This is a genomic window from Micromonospora matsumotoense (genome assembly GCF_050951065.1).
Lineage (GTDB): Bacteria > Actinomycetota > Actinomycetes > Mycobacteriales > Micromonosporaceae > Micromonospora > Micromonospora matsumotoensis.
In genome coordinates this window covers 244,238-262,961 of the sequence record NZ_CP192025.1, presented here as the reverse complement: position 1 = coordinate 262,961, position 18,724 = coordinate 244,238, and the positions used below count along the sequence as shown (strand labels likewise).

20 protein-coding genes and 3 tRNA genes are annotated in these 18,724 nt (G+C 72.2%); 11 read left to right on the top strand and 12 right to left on the bottom strand.

Annotated elements, in window-relative coordinates; all coding sequences use genetic code 11:
• Positions 1-83 precede the first annotated feature (83 nt).
• The 4 genes from ACQP1S_RS01300 to ACQP1S_RS01285 all read left to right on the top strand — a co-directional run bounded on the left by ACQP1S_RS01300 (position 84) and on the right by ACQP1S_RS01285 (position 1,178).
• A tRNA-Glu gene (locus ACQP1S_RS01300) sits at positions 84-156 on the top strand.
• 32 nt (positions 157-188) lie between these two features.
• Positions 189-265: transfer RNA gene (locus ACQP1S_RS01295), tRNA-Asp, on the top strand.
• Positions 266-367: 102 nt separating this feature from the next.
• A tRNA-Phe gene (locus ACQP1S_RS01290) sits at positions 368-441 on the top strand.
• Between the two features lie 212 nt (positions 442-653).
• Positions 654-1,178, top strand: coding sequence for an SRPBCC family protein (locus ACQP1S_RS01285; protein WP_432902191.1), 525 nt, complete (start codon positions 654-656; stop codon positions 1,176-1,178).
• Positions 1,179-1,200: 22 nt separating this feature from the next.
• Here the strand turns inward: ACQP1S_RS01285 and ACQP1S_RS01280 are convergent, their stop codons facing one another.
• The gene (locus ACQP1S_RS01280) at positions 1,201-1,917 is read right to left on the bottom strand and encodes a DUF2786 domain-containing protein (protein ID WP_432902189.1); all 717 of its coding nucleotides are present in this window, start codon (positions 1,915-1,917) and stop codon (positions 1,201-1,203) included.
• 126 nt (positions 1,918-2,043) lie between these two features.
• On the opposite strand from ACQP1S_RS01280, the gene ACQP1S_RS01275 reads away from it, so the two are divergent.
• Positions 2,044-2,457 carry a hypothetical protein gene (locus tag ACQP1S_RS01275; RefSeq protein WP_091252079.1) on the top strand — a complete coding sequence of 138 codons (414 nt, stop codon included), beginning with the start codon at positions 2,044-2,046 and terminating at the stop codon, positions 2,455-2,457.
• 37 nt (positions 2,458-2,494) lie between these two features.
• Here ACQP1S_RS01275 and ACQP1S_RS01270 read toward each other — a convergent pair whose 3' ends face one another.
• A complete protein-coding gene (locus ACQP1S_RS01270) occupies positions 2,495-2,884 on the bottom strand; it encodes a hypothetical protein (RefSeq protein WP_357895963.1) in 390 nt (129 codons plus the stop codon).
• Between the two features lie 183 nt (positions 2,885-3,067).
• On the opposite strand from ACQP1S_RS01270, the gene ACQP1S_RS01265 reads away from it, so the two are divergent.
• Complete coding sequence (locus ACQP1S_RS01265) at positions 3,068-4,420, top strand: ABC transporter substrate-binding protein (RefSeq protein WP_432902186.1); 1,353 nt, start codon at positions 3,068-3,070, stop codon at positions 4,418-4,420.
• 53 nt (positions 4,421-4,473) lie between these two features.
• On the opposite strand, the gene ACQP1S_RS01260 is transcribed toward ACQP1S_RS01265, so the two are convergent.
• Together ACQP1S_RS01260 and ACQP1S_RS01255 are read right to left on the bottom strand one after the other, a co-directional pair.
• Complete coding sequence (locus ACQP1S_RS01260) at positions 4,474-5,217, bottom strand: enoyl-CoA hydratase/isomerase family protein (protein ID WP_091252085.1); 744 nt, start codon at positions 5,215-5,217, stop codon at positions 4,474-4,476.
• Positions 5,214-6,068, bottom strand: a complete 855-nt coding sequence (locus ACQP1S_RS01255) for a 3-hydroxyacyl-CoA dehydrogenase family protein (RefSeq protein ID WP_432907686.1) — start codon at positions 6,066-6,068, stop codon at positions 5,214-5,216. The genes ACQP1S_RS01260 and ACQP1S_RS01255 overlap by 4 nt, the downstream gene beginning before the upstream one ends.
• A 169-nt stretch (positions 6,069-6,237) precedes the next feature.
• Here ACQP1S_RS01255 and ACQP1S_RS01250 point away from each other — a divergent pair, with 169 nt between their 5' ends.
• Positions 6,238-6,543, top strand: a complete 306-nt coding sequence (locus ACQP1S_RS01250) for a hypothetical protein (protein WP_091252088.1) — start codon at positions 6,238-6,240, stop codon at positions 6,541-6,543.
• Between the two features lie 32 nt (positions 6,544-6,575).
• Here ACQP1S_RS01250 and ACQP1S_RS01245 read toward each other — a convergent pair whose 3' ends face one another.
• Entirely contained in the window at positions 6,576-7,367 is a 792-nt protein-coding gene (locus tag ACQP1S_RS01245; protein ID WP_432902184.1) for a class I SAM-dependent methyltransferase, read from the bottom strand.
• Between the two features lie 43 nt (positions 7,368-7,410).
• Here ACQP1S_RS01245 and ACQP1S_RS01240 point away from each other — a divergent pair, with 43 nt between their 5' ends.
• Positions 7,411-7,791 (top strand): PPOX class F420-dependent oxidoreductase, encoded by a 381-nt coding sequence (locus ACQP1S_RS01240; RefSeq protein WP_432902182.1) that lies wholly within the window; start codon positions 7,411-7,413, stop codon positions 7,789-7,791.
• Between the two features lie 177 nt (positions 7,792-7,968).
• Here the strand turns inward: ACQP1S_RS01240 and ACQP1S_RS01235 are convergent, their stop codons facing one another.
• Complete coding sequence (locus ACQP1S_RS01235) at positions 7,969-8,178, bottom strand: BldC family transcriptional regulator (RefSeq protein ID WP_007073996.1); 210 nt, start codon at positions 8,176-8,178, stop codon at positions 7,969-7,971.
• Between the two features lie 251 nt (positions 8,179-8,429).
• A complete protein-coding gene (locus ACQP1S_RS01230; RefSeq protein ID WP_091252093.1) occupies positions 8,430-9,269 on the bottom strand; it encodes a hypothetical protein in 840 nt (279 codons plus the stop codon).
• 209 nt (positions 9,270-9,478) lie between these two features.
• Here ACQP1S_RS01230 and ACQP1S_RS01225 point away from each other — a divergent pair, with 209 nt between their 5' ends.
• Together ACQP1S_RS01225 and ACQP1S_RS01220 are read left to right on the top strand one after the other, a co-directional pair.
• A complete protein-coding gene (locus tag ACQP1S_RS01225; protein ID WP_091252095.1) occupies positions 9,479-10,561 on the top strand; it encodes a Glu/Leu/Phe/Val family dehydrogenase in 1,083 nt (360 codons plus the stop codon).
• A 329-nt stretch (positions 10,562-10,890) separates the two neighbouring features.
• Positions 10,891-11,109 (top strand): DUF3073 domain-containing protein, encoded by a 219-nt coding sequence (locus ACQP1S_RS01220; protein ID WP_091252097.1) that lies wholly within the window; start codon positions 10,891-10,893, stop codon positions 11,107-11,109.
• Positions 11,110-11,290: 181 nt separating this feature from the next.
• Here ACQP1S_RS01220 and amcA read toward each other — a convergent pair whose 3' ends face one another.
• From amcA to ACQP1S_RS01195, 5 genes are all read right to left on the bottom strand, one after another.
• On the bottom strand, positions 11,291-11,524 hold the full coding sequence (amcA, locus tag ACQP1S_RS01215) for a multiple cyclophane-containing RiPP AmcA (RefSeq protein ID WP_357895987.1): 234 nt from the start codon (positions 11,522-11,524) through the stop codon (positions 11,291-11,293).
• Positions 11,493-12,596 carry a cyclophane-forming radical SAM peptide maturase AmcB gene (gene amcB, locus ACQP1S_RS01210; RefSeq protein ID WP_432907684.1) on the bottom strand — a complete coding sequence of 368 codons (1,104 nt, stop codon included), beginning with the start codon at positions 12,594-12,596 and terminating at the stop codon, positions 11,493-11,495. Before amcB ends, amcA begins: the two co-directional genes overlap by 32 nt.
• Positions 12,597-12,726: 130 nt before the next feature.
• On the bottom strand, positions 12,727-13,881 hold the full coding sequence (gene purM / locus ACQP1S_RS01205; RefSeq protein WP_091252106.1) for a phosphoribosylformylglycinamidine cyclo-ligase: 1,155 nt from the start codon (positions 13,879-13,881) through the stop codon (positions 12,727-12,729).
• Positions 13,882-13,940: 59 nt separating this feature from the next.
• The gene (gene purF / locus ACQP1S_RS01200; RefSeq protein ID WP_091252109.1) at positions 13,941-15,476 is read right to left on the bottom strand and encodes an amidophosphoribosyltransferase; all 1,536 of its coding nucleotides are present in this window, start codon (positions 15,474-15,476) and stop codon (positions 13,941-13,943) included.
• A gap of 167 nt (positions 15,477-15,643) precedes the next feature.
• On the bottom strand, positions 15,644-15,955 hold the full coding sequence (locus ACQP1S_RS01195) for a sterol carrier family protein (RefSeq protein WP_425413203.1): 312 nt from the start codon (positions 15,953-15,955) through the stop codon (positions 15,644-15,646).
• A gap of 192 nt (positions 15,956-16,147) precedes the next feature.
• Here ACQP1S_RS01195 and ACQP1S_RS01190 point away from each other — a divergent pair, with 192 nt between their 5' ends.
• Positions 16,148-18,616 (top strand): carboxypeptidase-like regulatory domain-containing protein, encoded by a 2,469-nt coding sequence (locus ACQP1S_RS01190; protein WP_432902177.1) that lies wholly within the window; start codon positions 16,148-16,150, stop codon positions 18,614-18,616.
• Positions 18,617-18,724 lie beyond the last annotated feature (108 nt).

Sequence of the window (18,724 nt, the reverse complement as noted above, 5' to 3'; positions counted from 1 at the left end):
TGACATATGCTTCTCATGCCTCCGGCGGGGCCGGATGGGAGCAAGTCCGCTTGAAGTTGCGAGTGTGCAATGATGGCGGGGCCGCCCTCATCGTCTAGCGGCCCAGGACGCCGCCCTTTCAAGGCGGTAGCACGGGTTCGAATCCCGTTGGGGGCACGGTCCGGCCTGGCCGGAGGCAACACCAGCAAGGTCCTGTGGAGCAGTTGGAGTGCTCGCCGCCCTGTCAAGGCGGAGGTCGCGGGTTCAAGTCCCGTCAGGACCGCCAGCGCCGACGCCGCGTGCACCATTGCGCGGCGTTCTGCGTATCGGGACGCATCACCCTGTCGGCGGAGACCCTGCCCTCCGGGTAACATGTCCCGAGGCACCAGGCCAGGTAGCTCAGTTGGTACGAGCGTCCGACTGAAAATCGGAAGGTCGGCGGTTCGACCCCGCCCCTGGCCACATAGCCTTTCGCCGGGCTACAGAAGACGGTGACCTGCGGAGACGCGGTCACCGTTTTCGTGTTTCCGGCTCCCCCGGGACCGTTTCACCGGAGTTCTCCCGACCGGCCGGGCCGGGCGGTGGTTCCGTCTCCGGTGACCTGGGTCCATTGTCCGGAACGGGCCAGTACGCGAGGCTGCAGAGCGCCTCATCAGCCGGTATGGTCCGGGCCTATGGGACAGGAGAATGCGAATCCGGAGGACGTCCAGCAGGACGTCGACCGGTACTCGCTGCGCTCCACGCTCCTCGTCCCGGCCACCGCGGAGCAGGCGTTCGCGGTCTTCACCGGCTCGTTGGCCGACTGGTGGGTGCGCGAATACACCTGGTCCGGGCCGGCGGCGCTTGCCGAGCTGGGGATGGAGCCCCGGGCCGGCGGCATGCTCTATGAGATCGGCCCGTACGGCTTCCGGGGCGACTGGGGCCGGGTGCTCACCTGGGACCCGCCGCGGCGGCTCGTCTTCACCTGGCAGCTCGGCCCCGACCGGCTCCCGGTGCCCGATCCGGCCCGCGCCAGCGAGGTGGAGGTGCTGTTCCTGCCGGACGAGTCGGGGCACACCCGCATCGAGCTGGAGCACCGGCACTTCGACCGGCACGGTGAGGCCGCCGAGGGCTACCGCGAGGCGTTGACGGCCGGCTGGCACGAGCTGCTCAGCCGCTATCTCGCCACCCTCACCGGCACCGCCCCGGGCCCGCACTGACCCCACCGGGCGGTCGGGGCGTTCACCGCGTCGGGAGTCCGCGGTGCGCCCGGGTGGTCGGGGCGTCCACCGCGTCGGTGCCGCCGAGGTCCGCCCGGTGGCCGGCTGCCGCCCCCGCGCCGAACCCGGAGCCGGCGAGCCGGCGGATGGGCGCGGTCCGCAGCCGGGGATAGACCTCGGTGACCCGGTGGGCCACCCGGTCGGAGCGGTCGGCCAGCACCAGCGCGACCGACGAGGTGTCCCGCTGCGCCACCGCGTCCGCCTCGGCGACCCGCAGCCGGTCGGAGATCACCCGGGCGAAGCCGGCCAACCAGGACCGCCGGAACGCCGCCGGATGCTCGCCGGGCGGGACCACGGTGCCGGCGAGTCCGTGTGCGGCCTGCACCAGCAGTGAGGTGAAGAGCAGGTCGACCCGCTCCAGGTCACTGGCGAAGCCGAACAGGTGCAGCGCGAATCCGCTGCCGGCCGGTCGTCGTACGCAGCGGCAGCGCAGCGGGTCGGCCACCGCCGCGAGCAGCCCGGCCTTGTCCCGGGCGTACGGGGCGACGACGTCGACCACCCGGTCGCCGACCGGGTCGGTGGTGGGGTCGCGGGCGGCCAGCAGGGCGCGGTCGACGCCGTACCGGGCGATCAACTCGGTGGCCTTGGCGGTGAAGGCGGCCGCCTCGGCGGGGGTGCAGGCGGCGTCCTCTGCCTGGGCCAACAGCTTGCGCACCTTGCTGAGCATCGCCTCGGACATGCGTCACTGGTACCACAGAAGGTTCATGGGTCTGTCACAGCGGGATCAGAGATCGACAGATATCATCGCCACTCACCGCACCCTGTCCACGACTCAGGGTCCGTCCCTCTCCCTGGAGGCACCACCATGGCATCCCGGACCGCTCGCCTGGCCGCACTCGCCGCCACCCTGCCCCTGCTCTGGCACGGCGCACCCGCCCAGGCCGCCCCGGAAACCAACCTCTCCGCGTCGGCCGCCACCTGCTACGGCGGGGCGGTCCGGTCCTACTTCCAGGCCGGCGGATGGGGCGGGGACGCCGGCCCGTACAAGGCGAGCGCCCGGTGCAAGGACGTCAACGTCAAGAACAGCAGCGCGTTCGGCACCGAGGCGTGCGTGGTCTTCATCGACAAGACCAACAGCTGCAACTACCTGACCTACCTGCCGGCGAAGTCGGACTGGATCACCGTCGCCACCAACGTGCGCGACGGCGCGAACTTCAAGGTCCGCTTCACCAACCTGCGCTACGAGTACGAGCCGCTGGTGGCGTACCACGCGTACTGAGCCGGCCGGCGCGGCGTCCGCACCGGGCATCGCGCCGTCAGCCGGCCCGGCTGCGCAGGGTGGCCACGGTCGAGCCGGCGAGGGTGAGCAGGCAGTCCGGCAGCTGCCCGTCGGCGACCGCCGCTCCGAACAGCGCCTCGCCGGTGTCGGCGTCGTGGTTGGCGTACGCGCTGACGAAGCGGGCCACCCAGCGGGTGTCGTACCCCGCGTCGTCGATGCCCGGGAAGTCCAGCGCGCAGGCGCCCGGCGGCGGCGGGTCGCCGACCATGGTGGCGGCCAGGGTCCAGGCGACCGTGTACGCCCCGGCGAGGCCGGACCGGTCCACCACGGCGTCGAATGTGCCGACCACCGCGGCACCGTCTCCGGACAGCGCCGAGTGGAGTACGGCGGTAGCGTCGGCCAGCGTCTGATCCGGTACGTCGGTCACCTGCGGCACAGTAGGACGCCAGGTCAAGCGAACAGAGCGCCGAAATGGTGACCACCTGCTGAGACGACGTGACACACCGTGAGGTCTGCTGCCGGGCCGGCGACCAGGGCAGCCTCCCTGGTCCCACGGTTGTCGTCGGCACGCTATGGTGCGCACCGGACCTGCGCCGGAGGAAGGACGACCATGCTCGTTACACGCGGCCCGCGCCCGGCCATCCTGGCGGCCTGCGCGTCGTTCCTGCTCGTCATCAGCGCCTGCGGGACGACCGACAAGCCCGAGGAGGCGGCCACCCCGCAGGTACGCCTGTACGGCACCGACGGCAACATGCTCAACTCCTTCGCCGCCGAGCTGAAGGACCGGGCCGATCTCGTCGACGGCATGAAGGGCACCACCCCGCTCACGCCGCTCACCGACGACTTCAAGCAGCGGCTACGCTCCGTCGACCCGAAGCTGACCGACTACCTCTACGCGGCGGAGTCGTACGACGCGGTCATGATCAGTGCGCTGGCCGCCCAGCTGGCCGGCAGCACCGATCCGGCCGACATCGCCAAGCAGATCGTCGGGGTGACCACCAACGGTCAGCGCTGCACCGACGCGGCGAGCTGCCTGCCCCTGGCCCGGGACGCCCAGGACATCGAGTACCGCGGCCAGTCGCTGACCCGCGCGGGCTTCACCGACATCGGGGAGCCGGCCACCGCCAGCTATGCGACCCTGCACTTCGACAACCAGAAGATCAACGACGCGAAGACCGAGTTCGTCGGCGCCGGGGACGAGTCCGGGGTGAGCACCAAGGCCGCCCCCAAGCCGAAGAAGCAGCGGGGCGGGCGCAACGACAGCAGCGACGGCTCTCCACTGATCCTCGGCGGTCTGCTGCCCAAGACCGGCGACCTGGCCCTGGCGAACCCACCGCTGGCGGCCGGCGTGGCGCTGGCGCTCAAGGAGATCAACGCCGCCGGTGGGGTGCTCGGCGATCCGGTGGTCTGGATCGACGGCGACGACGGCACCAACCCGGCCGTCGCCAAGGCCACCGTGGCCTCGCACGTCAAGGACAAGGTCCACGTCATCATCGGGGCCGCCGCGTCCGGCATCTCCAGCGCGGTGCTGCCGGACGTGGTGGCGGCGGGGAAGATCCTCTTCTCCCCGTCCAACACCGACTCCGGGTTGAGCCAGGCCGACGACAAGGGCCTCTACTTCCGGACCGCCCCGCCGGACAGCCTCCAGGGTCGGGCCCTGGCCGACGTGATCCTGCGCGACGGCCCGCACAAGATCGTGGTGGTGGCCCGCAAGGACTCGTACGGCGAGGGCCTCCAGGAGACCGTCCGGGCCGAGCTGGAGCGGGCCGGCTTCGGCAACGACCGGGTGAAGCTGTTCACCTACGACCCGCCGGCCGACGCCAAGGCCCCGCCGGTCGACTTCGGCAACCTGGCCGGCGACATCAAGGACTACCGCCCGGAGGCCGTGCTGGTCATCGGCTTCGGTGAGTCCGCCGGGCTGATCAAGGCACTGGCCGACGCGGGCGTACCGATCCGCCACTGACGCCGACACATCGGGTGGGGCAGCACCGGCTCCGGTGCTGCCCCACCGCCGGTTCAGCGGGGTCGGCGGCGTTCCAGGAAATCGGTCATCCGGCGGTGCTTCTCCTCGTCCTCGAAGAGCACCGCCTGACTGACCAGGTCCAGCTGCGGGTGGGCGGCGGCCGGGGCGTCCACCGCGAGTTTGGTCAGCCGCAGCGCCAGCGCCGAACCCTCGGCCATCTCGTCGAGCAGCCCGTGCGCGGTGGGCAGCAACTCCGCCGGCTCCGCCACCACCCGGTTCACCAGACCGATCCGCAGCGCCTCGTCGGCGTCGACCCGCCGGCCGGTGAAGAGCAGTTCCTTGGCCCGCCCCTCGCCGATCAGCGCCGGCAACCGGTGGGTCGCCCCGGCACCGGCCAGGATGCCCAACCGCACCTCCGGCTGACCGAAGACCGCCCGGGAAGTGCACACCCGCAGATCGCAGGCGTACGCCAGCTCCGCCCCGCCGCCCAGCGCGGGGCCGTCCACGGCGGCCACGCTCGGCATCGGCAGGGCCCGGAGCCGGGCGAAGGCCGCCGAGTTGATCGCGGCGAGGGCGTCCAGCCGACCCCGCTCCCGCAGCTGACCGATGTCGGCGCCACCGGCGAAGAGGCCGTCCGCGCCGCCGGTGAGCAGCAGCAGCCGGGGCCGGGCCTCCAGTGCCGCACACACGTCGTGCAGTGCGCCGATCAGGTCGGCGTCGATGGCGTTGCGCTTCTCCGGTCGGTCCAGCGTCACCACCACCCGGTCGGGCAGCTCCTCCACCCGCAGTCCGCTCATTGCCGCCGACCCTCCTTCCACGCGTAGAAGCCCTGGCCGGACTTCTTGCCGAGCTTGCCGGCGGCGACCATCTCCACCAGCAGCGGCGGCGGCGCGAACCGGTCACCGTAGGCGGCCTGGAGGGTACGGGCGATGTCCAGCCGCACGTCCAGACCGACCAGGTCGGTCAGCTCCAACGGGCCGACCGGGTGCCGGTAGCCGAGCACCATCGCCTTGTCCACGTCGGCGGGGTCGGCCACCCCGTCGGCCACCATCCGGATCGCCTCCAGGCCGAGGGTCACCCCGAGCCGGGAGGTGGCGAAGCCGGGCAGGTCGCGTACCACGACGGGGTCCTTGCCCAACCGGCCGGCGAGGGCGACGGCCGCCGCGGTGGTCTCCGGTGCGGTGGCCGCGCCGACCACGACCTCCAGCAGGGCCATCGCCCAGACCGGGTTGAAGAAGTGCAGCCCGAGGAAGGACTCCGGCCGGGCCAGGCCCTCGGCCAGCTCGCCGATGGGGATGCTGGAGGTGTTGCTGCCCAGCAGCGCCGGGTGCAGCCGCTCCGCCTCGACGAGCACCGACCGCTTCAGCTCCGGTCGTTCCGGCACCGCCTCGACGATCACCTCCGGTGCCGGGGCGACCTCGGCGAGCGCGCCACGCAGGGTGATCCGGGCCCGCTGCGCGGCGGCCTCGTCGGCACCGAGCTTCCCCCGCTGCACCGCCCGGGCGCACAGCTCGTCGAGGCGGACGGCGGCAGCCTCGGCCCGACCCCGGTCCACCTCCACCAGCTCGACGGCGTAGCCCGCGCCGGCCGCCACGTAGGCGATGCCGAGCCCCATCGTGCCGGCCCCGACGACGACAAGACGACTCATGGACGCTCCCTCACTGCGCACGGTGGCGTACGGGGTCTCCGGCACGCCCTGCCGCTCGCTTCGCTCGCTCATGGGTGCGACCCTATGCAGCACCGTTCCGGGCGGCATGCGTGGGGGATCGCCGCACCGGGTACAGACGGGCCAACGTCAAAGGAAGGAACCAGTCGACATGAGCCAGGCACCGGAGACCGTGGACGGCAGCGGCACCACCGACGGCACGGCGATCGTGGAGACGCGCGGCAACGAGCGCGTCGACCTGCTCCGCGCCGACACCAACAACGACGGCAAGACCGACGTGTGGGTGGTGGACACCGACGGCGACGGCCGGGCGGACCTGTTCCAGTTCGACACCGACGGCGACGGCAAGGTCGACATCACCATGGTCGACATCGACGAGGACGGCACCCCGGACGAGGTGGTCGACGGCGACGGCGGTCTCCCCCCGGAGCCGCTCCCCCCGACCGTCCAGGTCTGATCCGGGGTGCGGGGGCCCGACCGGGCCCCCGCTCACCGCCCGGTGGGACCGGCCAGCCGCAGGGTGGCCAGATAGTACGGGGCGTCGCGGTCGTCCACGTCGGTCAGCCGCCACGGGGTGCCCCGGACCAGTCCGGCCAGCTCCTCGGCGGAGCAGACCAGGTAGTCGAACCACTCGGTGCCGAGTTCCCGGTAACGCAACCGGAGCCGTAGTTGCCCGCCCAACCGGCCCCGCCGCCGGTTCCGCTCGTGATAGCCGGTGTGCACCGGGTCCGTGGTGCCGTACGGGTCGGTGCCGTGCGCGATGACCTGCGCACCGGGGCGGGCCAGGGCGGCGAGCGCGGCGAGGAACCCCGGTGCCCGTTCCCGTCCCTCGATCAGCCCCAGGTTGTTGCCGAGCAGCAGGAACGTGTCGTAGCGCCGGCCGGCGGCGGCGTGCTCGTCGACGGTGCCGAGGACGAGGTCGCGGACCCCCCGGTGCCGGCTGACCCGCAGCGCCCCCGGTGAGGTGTCCAGCCCGGTGACCGGCACCCCGCGTTCCTGGAGCTCCAGCGCGATCCGGCCACCACCCACGCCGACGTCCAGGGTGGCCCCCCGGGTCCGGTCCACGGCCCGGTGGTCGTACGGCTGCCAGTGCTCCGGGCCGTCCAGGTAGTGCGCGGCGGGGGCCCCGTTGACCAGCCCGTCGTCCCGCTCGATGATCTCGATGACCGGCCGGGGCAGCCGCCCGCCGACCAGCGGCCGGGGGCCGATCCCGGTGTGCACCGCGTACGCGTCGCGCAGCAGTTCTCCGAACACGTCGCCCAGCCGAGGTTCTCCGGTCACGACGTGCACGTTATCCGGGGCCGCTCGCCGTATCCTGGGCGGCGTGACCGACCTGGACCGCCTGGCGGCGGAGAAGTACGTCCTGCTGACGACGTTTCGCAAGGACGGTCGTGCGGTGTCCACCCCGGTCTGGGCGGTCCGTGACGACGACGCCCTGGCGATCTGGACGGTCGCCGACTCGGGCAAGGTCAAGCGGATCAGGCGGGACGGCACGGTGACGGTGGCCCCCTGCGACGTGCGCGGCCGTCCGCTGGGCGAGGCGGTGCCGGGCCACGCGGTGCTCTGCGGGCCGCAGGAGAGCAACCGGGTGCGCGACCTGCTCAAGCGCAAGTACCGGCTGTTAGGCCGGCTGACCCTGCTCGGCAGCCGGCTGCGCCGGGGCGAGGCGGGCACCATCGGCATCCGGGTCACCGTCGGAGGGTGACCGTCGGTCCGGCCGACGACCCGCCCGCCGGCCGGTGACCGGTCGGGCCGGATCACGACCGGGGTCGGTGTCGGGTCGACCGGGAGTCACGGCCGGTCGCCGATATGGCTCAGGGGCGGTCGGTCGCCGCTTGCCGCGACGTCCGCCCGCCCCTGAGGTCGAAACGTTCTGACCGGGTCAGTCCCCCTGGCGCTGCTGGGGGATCTGTCCCTGTAGCAACGCCCGCACCTCCGACTCACGGTACCGACGGTGTCCGCCCAGGGTTCGGATCGCGCTGAGCTTCCCCGCCTTGGCCCACCGGGTCACCGTCTTCGGGTCGACACGGAACATCGACGCCACCTCGGCCGGCGTGAGTAGCGGCTCTGGTTCGTGCGTTCGCGATGCCATCGGTCACTCCTCCACATGGATAGACATCGGCCGGGGTCCCGCCGGCCGACGCGTCTCCCATGGTCCGGCTAGTCCCCGATGTCCGACATGGGCCGAACGGCCGAAGGTCCCTAGACGGACGGATGAACCATGCCCGATTTATCTGACTTTTACACGGCAGAAAGTACCTTATTCGGACTCATGATCACGGTTCGTGATGCGTCAATTACGAGAGTGACTCATAATTGACAGTATTTCTGGGCGTTTTGGGGCTAATTGCACCGCTCCAACAGCTGGATCGCCCGCCACCTCGCCACCAACCGGTCGTACGCCGCCGACGCCTCGTCCGCCTCGCCCCGGGAGAGCCCGGCCAGGCCGGTCGCCACCAGTTCCGGCGAGTCGTCCGCCGCCAGCGTCTCATCCGAGAGCAACTGCACCAGTCCGCCGTAGTCCAGCTCGACCACCGAGCGCGGGTGGAACTCCTCCAACCACCGGGCGGCCTCCTCCACCGCCTCGGTGATCGGCGCCTCACCGATCGACTTCTTCAGCACCGACAACGCCCGGGAGGCCCGTCGCCGGGCCTTGGAGATCTCCGTGCGGTAGCGCACCGCCCGCCGCCCCGGCCGGGTGACCAGCTCCCGCTCGCCCGCCTCGAAGAGCACGAACCACCGCAGCGGTACGCCCCAGGTGGCGATCTGTTCGTGCAGCCGGGGCACCCCGTGCTCCAGCACCCGCGCGCCGCTGCGCCAGTCCTCCACCACCGACTTGGCCTGCCCGGCCAGGACCGGCGGGACGAACGCGTCGGCGATCACCGACGGCACCCCTTCCCGGGCGCTCAGCGCCGCCTCGGCGACCCGGACCCGCAGGTTCCACGGGCAGACCAGCAGCGCGTCGTCGATCTCCAGCACGTACGCCTCGTCGGGCAGGTCGGGCAGCCGGGTCCAGCCCGCGCCGAGCGCCGCGATGACCGAGGTCCGTTGCCGGCCCGGCCCCTCCAGCGGGGCCACCGCCCGCCCCTCCCGCACATAGCGTCGCCAGTACGACTGACGGTCCCGGTCGAAGGCGGTCAGCGGCTCGTACACGCGCAGGTAAGAAGCGAAGAGCGACGGCACCGCGCGATCCTCCCACGAAACCCCGCGCCGGTGCCGCTGCCGTCGTGCCGGACCCGGGTCGGCCGGCGGTCGCCGGGGGCCCGACGGCCTGCGGTGGACGACAGCGCGGTCTCCGACCGATATTAGGCTGGCCAGGGCCGGCACCATCCCCGCCGGCAGCCGACCAGGGCCGCGTCCCACGAGGGCGCACACCGACACAGGAGCGAACCATGGGCGTATTCGCGAGCACCGACGACCCCGGATCAACCGGTCACGAGCAGGTCGTCTTCTGTCAGGACACGCAGAGCGGCCTCAAGGCGATCATCGGCATCTACTCGACCGCGCTGGGCCCCGCCCTCGGCGGCACCCGGTGCTACCCGTACGCCAGCGAGGAGGCGGCGCTGGCGGACGTGCTGGACCTGTCCCGGGGAATGGCGTACAAGAACGCCCTGGCCGGGCTGGACCTGGGCGGCGGCAAGGCGGTCATCTGGGGCGATCCGGACCAGGTCAAGAGCGAGGCGCTGCTGCGCGCGTACGGCCGGTTCGTGCAGTCCCTGGCCGGGCGCTACTACACCGCCTGCGACGTGGGCACCGTCGTGGCGGACATGGACGTGATCGCGCGGGAGACCCGCTACGTCACCGGCCGCAGCGTGGAGCACGGCGGCGCGGGCGACTCCTCGGTCCTCACCGCCTGGGGGGTCTTCCAGGGCATGCGGGCCGCTGTCGAGCACGTGTGGGGCACCCCGAGCCTGCGCGGACGTCGGGTCGGAGTGGCCGGGCTCGGCAAGGTCGGTCGACACCTGACCGGCCACCTGGTCGACGACGGGGCCGAGGTGGTGGCGACCGACGTCGACCCGAGGGCGCTGGAGTGGGCGCGGACCAACCACCCCGGGGTCACCCTGGTCGCCGACGCCTCGGCGCTGGTCGCCGCCGACATCGACGTGTACGCCCCGTGCGCCCTGGGCGGGGCCCTGAACGACGACACCGTGCCGGCGCTGCGGGCCAGGGTGGTCGCCGGAGCGGCCAACAACCAGCTCGCCCACCCGGGCATCGAGAAGCTGCTCGCCGACCGGGGTGTCCTGTACGCCCCCGACTACGTGGTGAACGCCGGGGGTGTGATCCAGGTCGCGGACGAGATCGAGGGCTTCAACTTCGACCGGGCCAAGCTGCGGGCCACCCGGATCTACGACACCACCCGGCAGATCCTCCGGCTGGCCGACGACGAGGGGGTGCCGCCGGCGGTGGCCGCGGACCGGCTGGCCGAGCGCCGGATGGCCGACGTGGGCCGGCTGCGCACCATCCACCTGCGGTGAGCGGGCGTCCCGGGTGCGGCGGCGGGCCGGACCCGGGACCCGCCCCGTCGCTCGCGCGGTCCGCGACCCGTGCCGGAACACCCGCGCGATAGCATGGGTTTACGCGGCTTTCCCGGTGGTTTGACCGGTGTCATGGGCGGCTCCGGCGATTACCCCTTACCCGGTACAATCAGTGACGGTCGGGTGACTGCGACGCGCAGGGCCGGCAGACGGTAACCCGAGGTGCCGAACGGTGGCATCCCCATGTACCGTAAGAGCCACGAGAGATGCCTGACGTCATCGGGGCCCGCCTTCGGGCTGCCCCGCATTCTGTGCGAGGGGGTCGAGCCATGGGGCGCGGCCGTGCTAAGGCCAAGCAGACAAAGGTGGCCCGGGAGTTGAAGTACCACTCCCCGAACACCGACCTCACCGCCTTGCAGCGCGAACTGGCGAGCGCTGGTGGGAAGTCTGAGCAGCACTTCGACGACGACTACAAAGAGTATGTCGACGACGACGACGAGGATCATGCGGACGACGACCCGGACCCCTGGGCTCCTCCGACCCGCTGACCTCCGGTCACATTGAGCACGCGGCAACTCTCCGCGTGCTCACGCATGTGCCCGACCAGGGCGACGCTAGCACCGACGATCAGGGACCCCGCCGTCCCGGAGCACGCTCCGGCCGGTCGGCGCGGTCCCTGATCCCGGCGACCACCGCTCGGGGCGGTGCGGCGATCCGTGGTCGCTGCGCTCAGCGCGGTCGGTTGTTCCAGTTGTAGAAGGTCGGGATGTTCTCGAAGTGGTTCCAGGCGCAGACCGCGCCGGCACCCTCCCCGCCCGGCGCCTCCGCCCGGGAACGACGCGCGGCATCAGCCTCGTGGAGCAGGGCGGAGAGTTCCCCAGCGGCCTCCCGCACCCGGTCGGCGACCTGGTCCGTGCCTGCCCCGACGCGCTCAGGCGGCCGGTGACTCGTGGTCTCGGGCATGCTCCAACACTCCCTCCAATAGGCGGATCTTGCTGTTGCGGCAGTGCTCGGTCTCCGTACCGTCGAACCGTCCCTGTTCGAAGTAGCGGTTGGCCGCGTGCCCGCCGCCGCAGAAGCCGAAGTACGCGCAGGACGACCGGCACGCCTCCACACCGGTGAGGAACTCGCCCACCCAGTCCGTGCCCGCCGCGCCGGCCAGGATCTCGGCCAGCGGGGTCGCCAGCACGTTACCGCTGCTGAAGTCGCCGTACCGGGCGTCGGTGAAGCCGGCCAGCTCCGGGGAGAGCACGGTCACCGACCCGTCGTGGCCGATCGTCGGGATGGGGTCGAGCTGCCGGGGCAGCAGGTCGCCCTCCGCACCGGTCAGCACCGCCGCCGCGTACCGCAGCGACCACTCCACCTCCCGCAGGTGCACCCGGGGCGTCCGCCGCCAGGCCGCCACCAGCTCGGCCCAGAACGCGGTCACCGTCGCCGCGTCGTGGGCGTTGCTGCGGGTGTTGACCCCCTCGGTCTCCTCGATGTTCAGGCCGAGCACGTCACAGCCCAGGTCGAGGAAGTAGTCGTACAACTCGGTGGCGAGTCCCGGCGTCGGCCGGCTCACCACCGCCAGCGCCGAGAACGGCAGGCCGTGCCGGCGCAACGCGGCGATCCCCCGGACGATCCGGTCGTACGCCGGCCGGCCCGCCCGGGTCACCCGGTCGCCGTTGCGATCGGGCGGACCGTCCACGCTCACACTGACCCGCACCCCGTGCGCGACGAAGAACGCGCACCAGGCGTCGTCGATCAACGTGGCGTTGGTCTGCACGTGGTGCTCCACCCCGGCGGGGAAGGGGGCGATCAGCGCGGCCAGGTGCTCCCGACCGGCGGCGAGCGGCTCCCCGCCGTGCCAGACCACCGAGAACCGGCCCTGCGCCGCCCAGGGGGCCACCGCGGTAGCGACCGCCTCGGCCACCGCCACCGGCATGCGCCGGTCGGCCGCCCGGTGCGGCAGATAGCAGTACGCGCAGTCCAGGTTGCACAGCGTCGTCGGCTGCATCACCACGTACGACGGGATCGCCGCGACGCCCCGCATGCCCGTCACGGACCGGACACGAGCAGTCATCGACCCTCCTCCCGCTTGCCCGAAGTGTCCTTCAGGCTAGGCGGCGACGGCCGCTCGGGTGAACCCCCGATCAGATGCTCGGCCGATCAGCGCAAGGTGATCAGCCCCGGGTGTGCTGGCCGACCATCTGGACGTGACCGGTGCCCTCGATGATCTCGCCGGCCTGCCAGGCGTCCACGCCCCGGCCGGCGAGGGTGGCCAGCGCGCGGTCGGCGTCCTCGGCGGAGACGATGGCGAACATGCCGACGCCCATGTTGAACGTCGACTCCATGTCCGAGTCCTCGATCCGACCCTTGGACTGGATCAGGTCGAAGATCGGCTGCGGCTTCCAGGTGGCCCGGTTGACCACCGCGTCGACGTGTTCGGGCAGCACCCGGACCAGGTTGCCGGGGATGCCGCCGCCGGTGACGTGGGCGATCGAGCGCACCTCCGCCTCGGTGATCAGCTTCAGGCAGTCCTGCGCGTAGATCTTGGTCGGGGTGAGCAGCTCCTCGCCGAGGGTGCGCTGCCGACCGAAGTCGTCGATCACCACGTCCAGTCGCATCCGGCCGGCACCCAGCAGCACGTGCCGGACCAGCGAGTAGCCGTTGGAGTGCAGGCCGGACGAGCGCATCGCGATCACCACGTCGCCCACCTCGACCCGGTCCGGGCTGAGGATCTCGCTCTCCTCGACCACCCCGACCCCGGTGGCGGAGACGTCGTACTCGTCGGGGCGCAGCACGCCCGGGTGCTCGGCGGTCTCGCCGCCGAGCAGCGCGCAGCCGGCGTACCGGCAGCCGTCGGCGATACCGGCGCCGATCTCGGCGACCCGGTCCGGCACGACCTCGCCGGTGGCGATGTAGTCGAGCAGGAACAGCGGCTCGGCACCGCAGGCCACCAGGTCGTCGACGACCATCGCGACCAGGTCGATGCCGATCGTGTCGTGGATGTCGAGCTGCTGGGCGATGACCAGCTTGGTGCCCACCCCGTCCGTGGAGGAGGCCAGGATCGGGTTCTTGTATTTCTTGGTGTCCAACCGGAAAAGCCCGGCGAAGCCGCCCAGGTCGCCCATGACCTCCGGCCGCCGGGTCTCCTTCACCTTCGACTTGAGCAGCTCGACCGCCCGGTCGCCCGCCTCGATCGACACCCCGGCGTCGGCGTACGAGACCGAGCGTTTGCGGGTCGTGCGGCCGGTACCCGCCGTCCAGGGCTGGCGGTCGCCACCGGCGCCGCTCGGGCTACTTCCTGCGCCGCTGCGCTCGGACACGTAGGTCACGGTTCTCCCCTTTGTGGTTCTCGGTGCCGCGCCGACGGTGGCCGGGCGGCCCCGGTGTACTACGGGCGGTGGGCGGTCGCGCCGCCCGGAGTGGCGACGAGCGGTGTGTGGTGCTCCGGAGCGTCGGGGGCGTCGGCGACCCGCCGGCCCACCCCTTCGAGCACGTGCTTGCCGATCAGGTTCCCGGCCGGCAGGTCGATCGGGTACTCCCCGTCGAAGCAGGCCCGGCAGAGCCGGCTGCGGGGTTGTTCGGTCGCGGCGATGAGACCGGGGAGCGAGACGTAACCGAGGGTGTCGGCGCCGATCGACCGCCGGATGCCCTCGTTGTCCAGCCCGTTGGCCAGGAGTTCGGCCCGGGTGGCGAAGTCGATGCCGTAGAAGCACGGCCAGTTGACCGGCGGGGAGGAGATCCGGACGTGCACCTCCAGCGCCCCCGCCTCGCGGAGCATCCGGACGATCGCCCGCTGGGTGTTGCCCCGCACGATCGAGTCGTCGACCACGACCAGCCGCTTGCCCCGCACGTTCTCCCGCAGCGGATTCAGCTTGAGTCGTACGCCGAGCTGACGGAGGGTCTGCGACGGCTGGATGAAGGTGCGCCCGACGTACGGGTTCTTCATCAGGCCGGCGCCGTAGGTGATGCCGGACGCCTCGGCGTAACCGATGGCGGCCGGCGTGCCCGACTCGGGCACCGGGATCACCAGGTCGGCCTCGACCGGGTGCTCCTTGGCGAGTTGCCGGCCGATCTGCACCCGGGCGGCGTGCACGTTGCGGCCGGCGATGGTGGCGTCCGGGCGGGCGATGTAGACGTACTCGAAGAGGCAGCCCTTGGGCTCCGGCGCGGCGAACCGGCTGGACCGCAGCCCCTCCTCGTCGATCGCGATCAGCTCGCCCGGCTCGACCTCACGCACCACGCTCGCGCCGACGATGTCCAACGCGGCGGTCTCGCTGGCCACCACCCAGCCCCGCTCCAGCCGGCCGAGCACCAGCGGGCGCACGCCGTGCGGGTCGCGGGCGGCGTAGAGGGTCGACTCGTCCATGAAGACGAAGCTGAACGCGCCCCGCAGCTGCGGCAGCACCTCCAGCGCGGCAGCCTCCACCGACAGGTCGGGGCGGCTGGCCAACAGCATGGTCACCAGTGAGGTGTCGTTGGTGGCCCCGTCGTCGAGCAGGCCGCGCTCGGCGACCTCCTTCTGCAGCTCGGCGGTGTTGACCAGGTTGCCGTTGTGCGCCAGGGCGATGGTGATGCCGGAGGTGGTCGAACGGATCGTCGGCTGGGCATTCTCCCAGGTCGAGCCGCCGGTGGTGGAGTAACGCGCGTGCCCGATCGCCAGATGGCCCCGGAGGCTCTTCAGCGTCGGCTCGTCGAACACCTGGGCCACCAGGCCCAGATCCTTGTAGACCACCACGCCCGACCCGTCGCTCACCGCGATGCCGGCGGCCTCCTGGCCGCGGTGCTGGAGTGCGTAGAGGCCGAAATAGGTGAGGTTGGCGACCTCTTCACCCGGGGCCCAGACGCCGAAGACGCCGCAGGCGTCCTGGGGGCCGGGTCGCTGGGGGTCAAGGTCGTGGCTCAGCCGGCCATCGCCTCGGGGCACTGCCGCTCCCTCATGCTGGTCTGGACTGGCCTGGCGGAGCCGGGGGCTGCTCCGCGCCTTTCGGCCCTGGACCACTGTCGTCGCCTGACAGTGTACGCGAACACGAGTCGATACAGAAAGTCACGATCCACCTTCACCCAGTCACCCCTCCGCGTGGAACGGCGCAGCTAGAGCGGCAGATGGGCGGAGAGGTCCGCCCGGTTTCCGCTCACCTGTACGCGACCGTCCGTGACCGCCTGCGCCCAGGACAACCGCCCGGTGGCGAGCGCCAACCAGGTGTCGGCGGCCATCTCCACCACGTTCGGCGGGGTGCCGCGGGTGTGTCGCGGCCCCGGAACGCACTGAACTGCACCGTAAGGTGGGACACGCACCTCCACCGATCGGCCGGGGGCACGCTCCGCGAGGACGGTCAGAAGGGTACGGACCGCCTCCCGGTACACCGGTCGTTCGGGCGTACGCCCCTCATCGAGCGCCGTCATCGCCGCCAGTACCACGGCGGACTTAATGTGCGGAGAGGACACGACGGGACGATACGACCTGAGGCTGTCGGAGCCCACGCTGGCCCCTGGGTCGCGCCGATCCGGTCAGACAAGGCATAGTTGCCGACGGCGTATTCGTACCGTGATGATCCCCGGCCCCCGCCGGGGAAGTCAGACCGGAAGGCGGTGGACGTGTCAACACACCGACGTGCCTGGACGCAGCGGGCCGGTGTGGTCGTAGCGCTGGTGGCCGGTGCCCTGCTCACCGTCCCCGCCACACCTGCCCTGGCAGCCAGCGCCTCCGTCCAGCCCGGGTCGGTGACCGTCAACGCCGGCAGCGACACCACAGTGACCGTCCAGGTGACTCCCGGTGACGGTGACCAGAACGCACAGATCAGCCTGACCGGTCTGCCCTCCGGAGTGAGCTGCTCCGGCTGCGGCCAACTCAACCTCACCGGCGGCCAGCCGAAGTCGCAGCTGCTGACCCTGCGCGCCAACGACAACGCCGGCGACGCCAACACGACCGTCACCGTCCAGGTCCGGCCCGACCAGTCCGACCCGGCCACCGCCACCTTCCAGCTCACCGTCAAGGGCAAGGCCGCGCCGCAGACCACCCCGCCGCAGGACAAGCCGACGGTCAAGTCGGTCTCCGGCAAGGTGGTCGTGGCGGCCACCGGTGACGCGGTGCCCAACGCGGTGGTGGGCCTGGAGGATTCGACCGGCAAGCAGTTCAACACCACCAGCGACGGCAGCGGCAACTTCCGGATCACCGGGTCCAGTGCGAACCCGATCGCACCCGGATCGATGGTCCTCGGAGCCAGCAAGGACGGCATCGTCGCCACCAAGCCGATCAGCGCGGGTGCCGGGCAGAGCCTGAGCAACCAGCGGATCAGCCTGGCGTTGAAGGTCGAGGTCACCCCGAGCGTCACCCCGTCGACCTCGGTGGAGCCGACTCCGGCGGACGAGACGACCGACGAGACCACCGAGCAGACCACCGAGCCGAGCGGCGGGCAGCAGCAGGCCGCGTCCCAGGACGACGACAGCGGGTTCGGCTCCTTCCTGATCATCCTGCTCGGCGGCCTGTTGGTGGCCGCCGGCGTCGGCACCATCGTGCTGCTCTGGATCCGTCGCAGGAACGCCGACGACGACGGTGACGGACCGTCCGGTGCCGCCGCGGCGGGTGGCGTTCCCGGCCCCCGCAGCCCGCGTGGCACCGACGACCAGACCCGGGTGGTCAACCGGGTCGGTGCCGGACCCGACCCGACGATGGTCGGCAGTTCCGCGCTGAGCGACGCGCCGACGATGCTGCAGCGGCCGGTCGTCGACGACGTTCCGCCGGACCCGTACGCCGCTCCGCCCCAGCCCTACGGCGCGCCACAGGACAACTGGGCCGGTGCCGGCGGTTACGGCGAGGAGCCCGCCGGTCAGGGTGGATACGGCCAGCAGGGCGGCTACGGCGCCGCCCCCTCCTCCGGTGGCGGCTACGGCGCAGCCAACGCGGCGGGTGCCGCCGGCACGACCGGTGGCTACGGCGCAGCCGGCGCCGCCGGAGGTTACGGCGCAGCCAGCGCGGCAGGTGCCGCCGGCGCGGCCGGAGGTTACGGCGCAGCCGGCGCGGCCGGTGGTTATGGCGCAGCCGGTGCGGCGGGTGCTGCCGGCGCGGCGGGTGGCTATGGCAACGCACCGGCCTCCGGTGGCGGCTACGGCGACGCCCCCGCCTCGGGCGGCGGCTACGGCAATGCACTGGCCTCCGGTGGCGGTTACGGGGACGCCCCGGCCTCGGGCAGCGGCTACGGCGGCCGGGACTACGGCGCGCAGGCCGGTGCCGGCTACCCGGCGCAGGAGCCGGCCGGCGGTTACGGCGGCGAACGCTACGACGAGCCCACCGGTCGCTACACCGGCGACAGCACCTCGTACGCGCCGGCGGCCGACCCCTACCCGACCAGCACCTACCAGCCAGAGCCGGACGCGTACGGTCAGTCCGGCGCGGCCGGTTACGGCCAGCCCGAGCAGGGCGGCTACGGCCGGGGCGCGGAGCCGACCGGCGGTTATGCGGGCGGCGGCTACGGGCAGCAGGCCGGTTACGACGCCGGTGCGGCCCAGGGCTACGGCGGCCAGCACGGCGGCTACGACCAGCCCACCGGGGGCCACCAGGGCGGCGGTGCCCACCAGGGCGGCTATGACCAGCCGACCGGAGGTCACCAGGCTGGCGGAGGTCACCAGGCCGGTGGCGCCCACCAGGGCGGGTACGACCAACGTGGTGGCGGCCAGCACGGCGGTTACGACCAGCGCGGCGGTGCCCACCAGGGCGGCTACGACCAGCCCACCGGGTACGACCAGCAGGGTGCGGGCTACGACCAGCAACCCGGCTACGGCTCCCCGCAGGGCGGGTACGGCCAGGCCGGTGGCTACGGCGCCGAGCAGTCGCCGGGCGGATACGGCCAGGAACCGCCCCAGCAGCGCACCGGTGGGTACGACCAGCAGGGTTACGACCAGCAGGGCGGCTACTACGGCGATCAGCCGCCGGCCGGTCGCGATCAGCCGCCAGCCGGACGCGACCAGCCGCCAGCCGGACGCGACCAGCCACCGGCCGGACGGGCCCGGCCGGACGGCCCGCCTCCGGAGCGCGGCGGACGCCGCCTCGACTGGTTGGACGACTGACCCACCGAGACGACAACGAAGACTGCGGGCCGCCCGGGATTGCACGATCCGGGCGGCCCGCAGCGTCGGTACAGCCCGCAGTCGGTACGGCCCGCAGCGTCAGTACAG

Excerpts from the sequence above, each read along its gene's own strand:
- ACQP1S_RS01285 (WP_432902191.1), top strand. The coding sequence starts at position 654 with ATGGGACAGGAGAATGCGAATCCGGAGGACGTCCAGCAGGACGTCGAC.
- ACQP1S_RS01280 (WP_432902189.1), bottom strand. The coding sequence starts at position 1,917 with ATGTCCGAGGCGATGCTCAGCAAGGTGCGCAAGCTGTTGGCCCAGGCA.
- ACQP1S_RS01275 (WP_091252079.1), top strand. The coding sequence starts at position 2,044 with ATGGCATCCCGGACCGCTCGCCTGGCCGCACTCGCCGCCACCCTGCCC.
- ACQP1S_RS01265 (WP_432902186.1), top strand. The coding sequence starts at position 3,068 with ATGCTCGTTACACGCGGCCCGCGCCCGGCCATCCTGGCGGCCTGCGCG.
- ACQP1S_RS01260 (WP_091252085.1), bottom strand. The coding sequence starts at position 5,217 with ATGAGCGGACTGCGGGTGGAGGAGCTGCCCGACCGGGTGGTGGTGACG.
- ACQP1S_RS01255 (WP_432907686.1), bottom strand. The coding sequence starts at position 6,068 with ATGAGTCGTCTTGTCGTCGTCGGGGCCGGCACGATGGGGCTCGGCATC.
- ACQP1S_RS01250 (WP_091252088.1), top strand. The coding sequence starts at position 6,238 with ATGAGCCAGGCACCGGAGACCGTGGACGGCAGCGGCACCACCGACGGC.
- ACQP1S_RS01235 (WP_007073996.1), bottom strand. The coding sequence starts at position 8,178 with ATGGCATCGCGAACGCACGAACCAGAGCCGCTACTCACGCCGGCCGAG.
- ACQP1S_RS01225 (WP_091252095.1), top strand. The coding sequence starts at position 9,479 with ATGGGCGTATTCGCGAGCACCGACGACCCCGGATCAACCGGTCACGAG.
- ACQP1S_RS01220 (WP_091252097.1), top strand. The coding sequence starts at position 10,891 with ATGGGGCGCGGCCGTGCTAAGGCCAAGCAGACAAAGGTGGCCCGGGAG.
- amcA (WP_357895987.1), bottom strand. The coding sequence starts at position 11,524 with ATGCCCGAGACCACGAGTCACCGGCCGCCTGAGCGCGTCGGGGCAGGC.
- amcB (WP_432907684.1), bottom strand. The coding sequence starts at position 12,596 with ATGCGGGGCGTCGCGGCGATCCCGTCGTACGTGGTGATGCAGCCGACG.
- ACQP1S_RS01195 (WP_425413203.1), bottom strand. The coding sequence starts at position 15,955 with ATGACGGCGCTCGATGAGGGGCGTACGCCCGAACGACCGGTGTACCGG.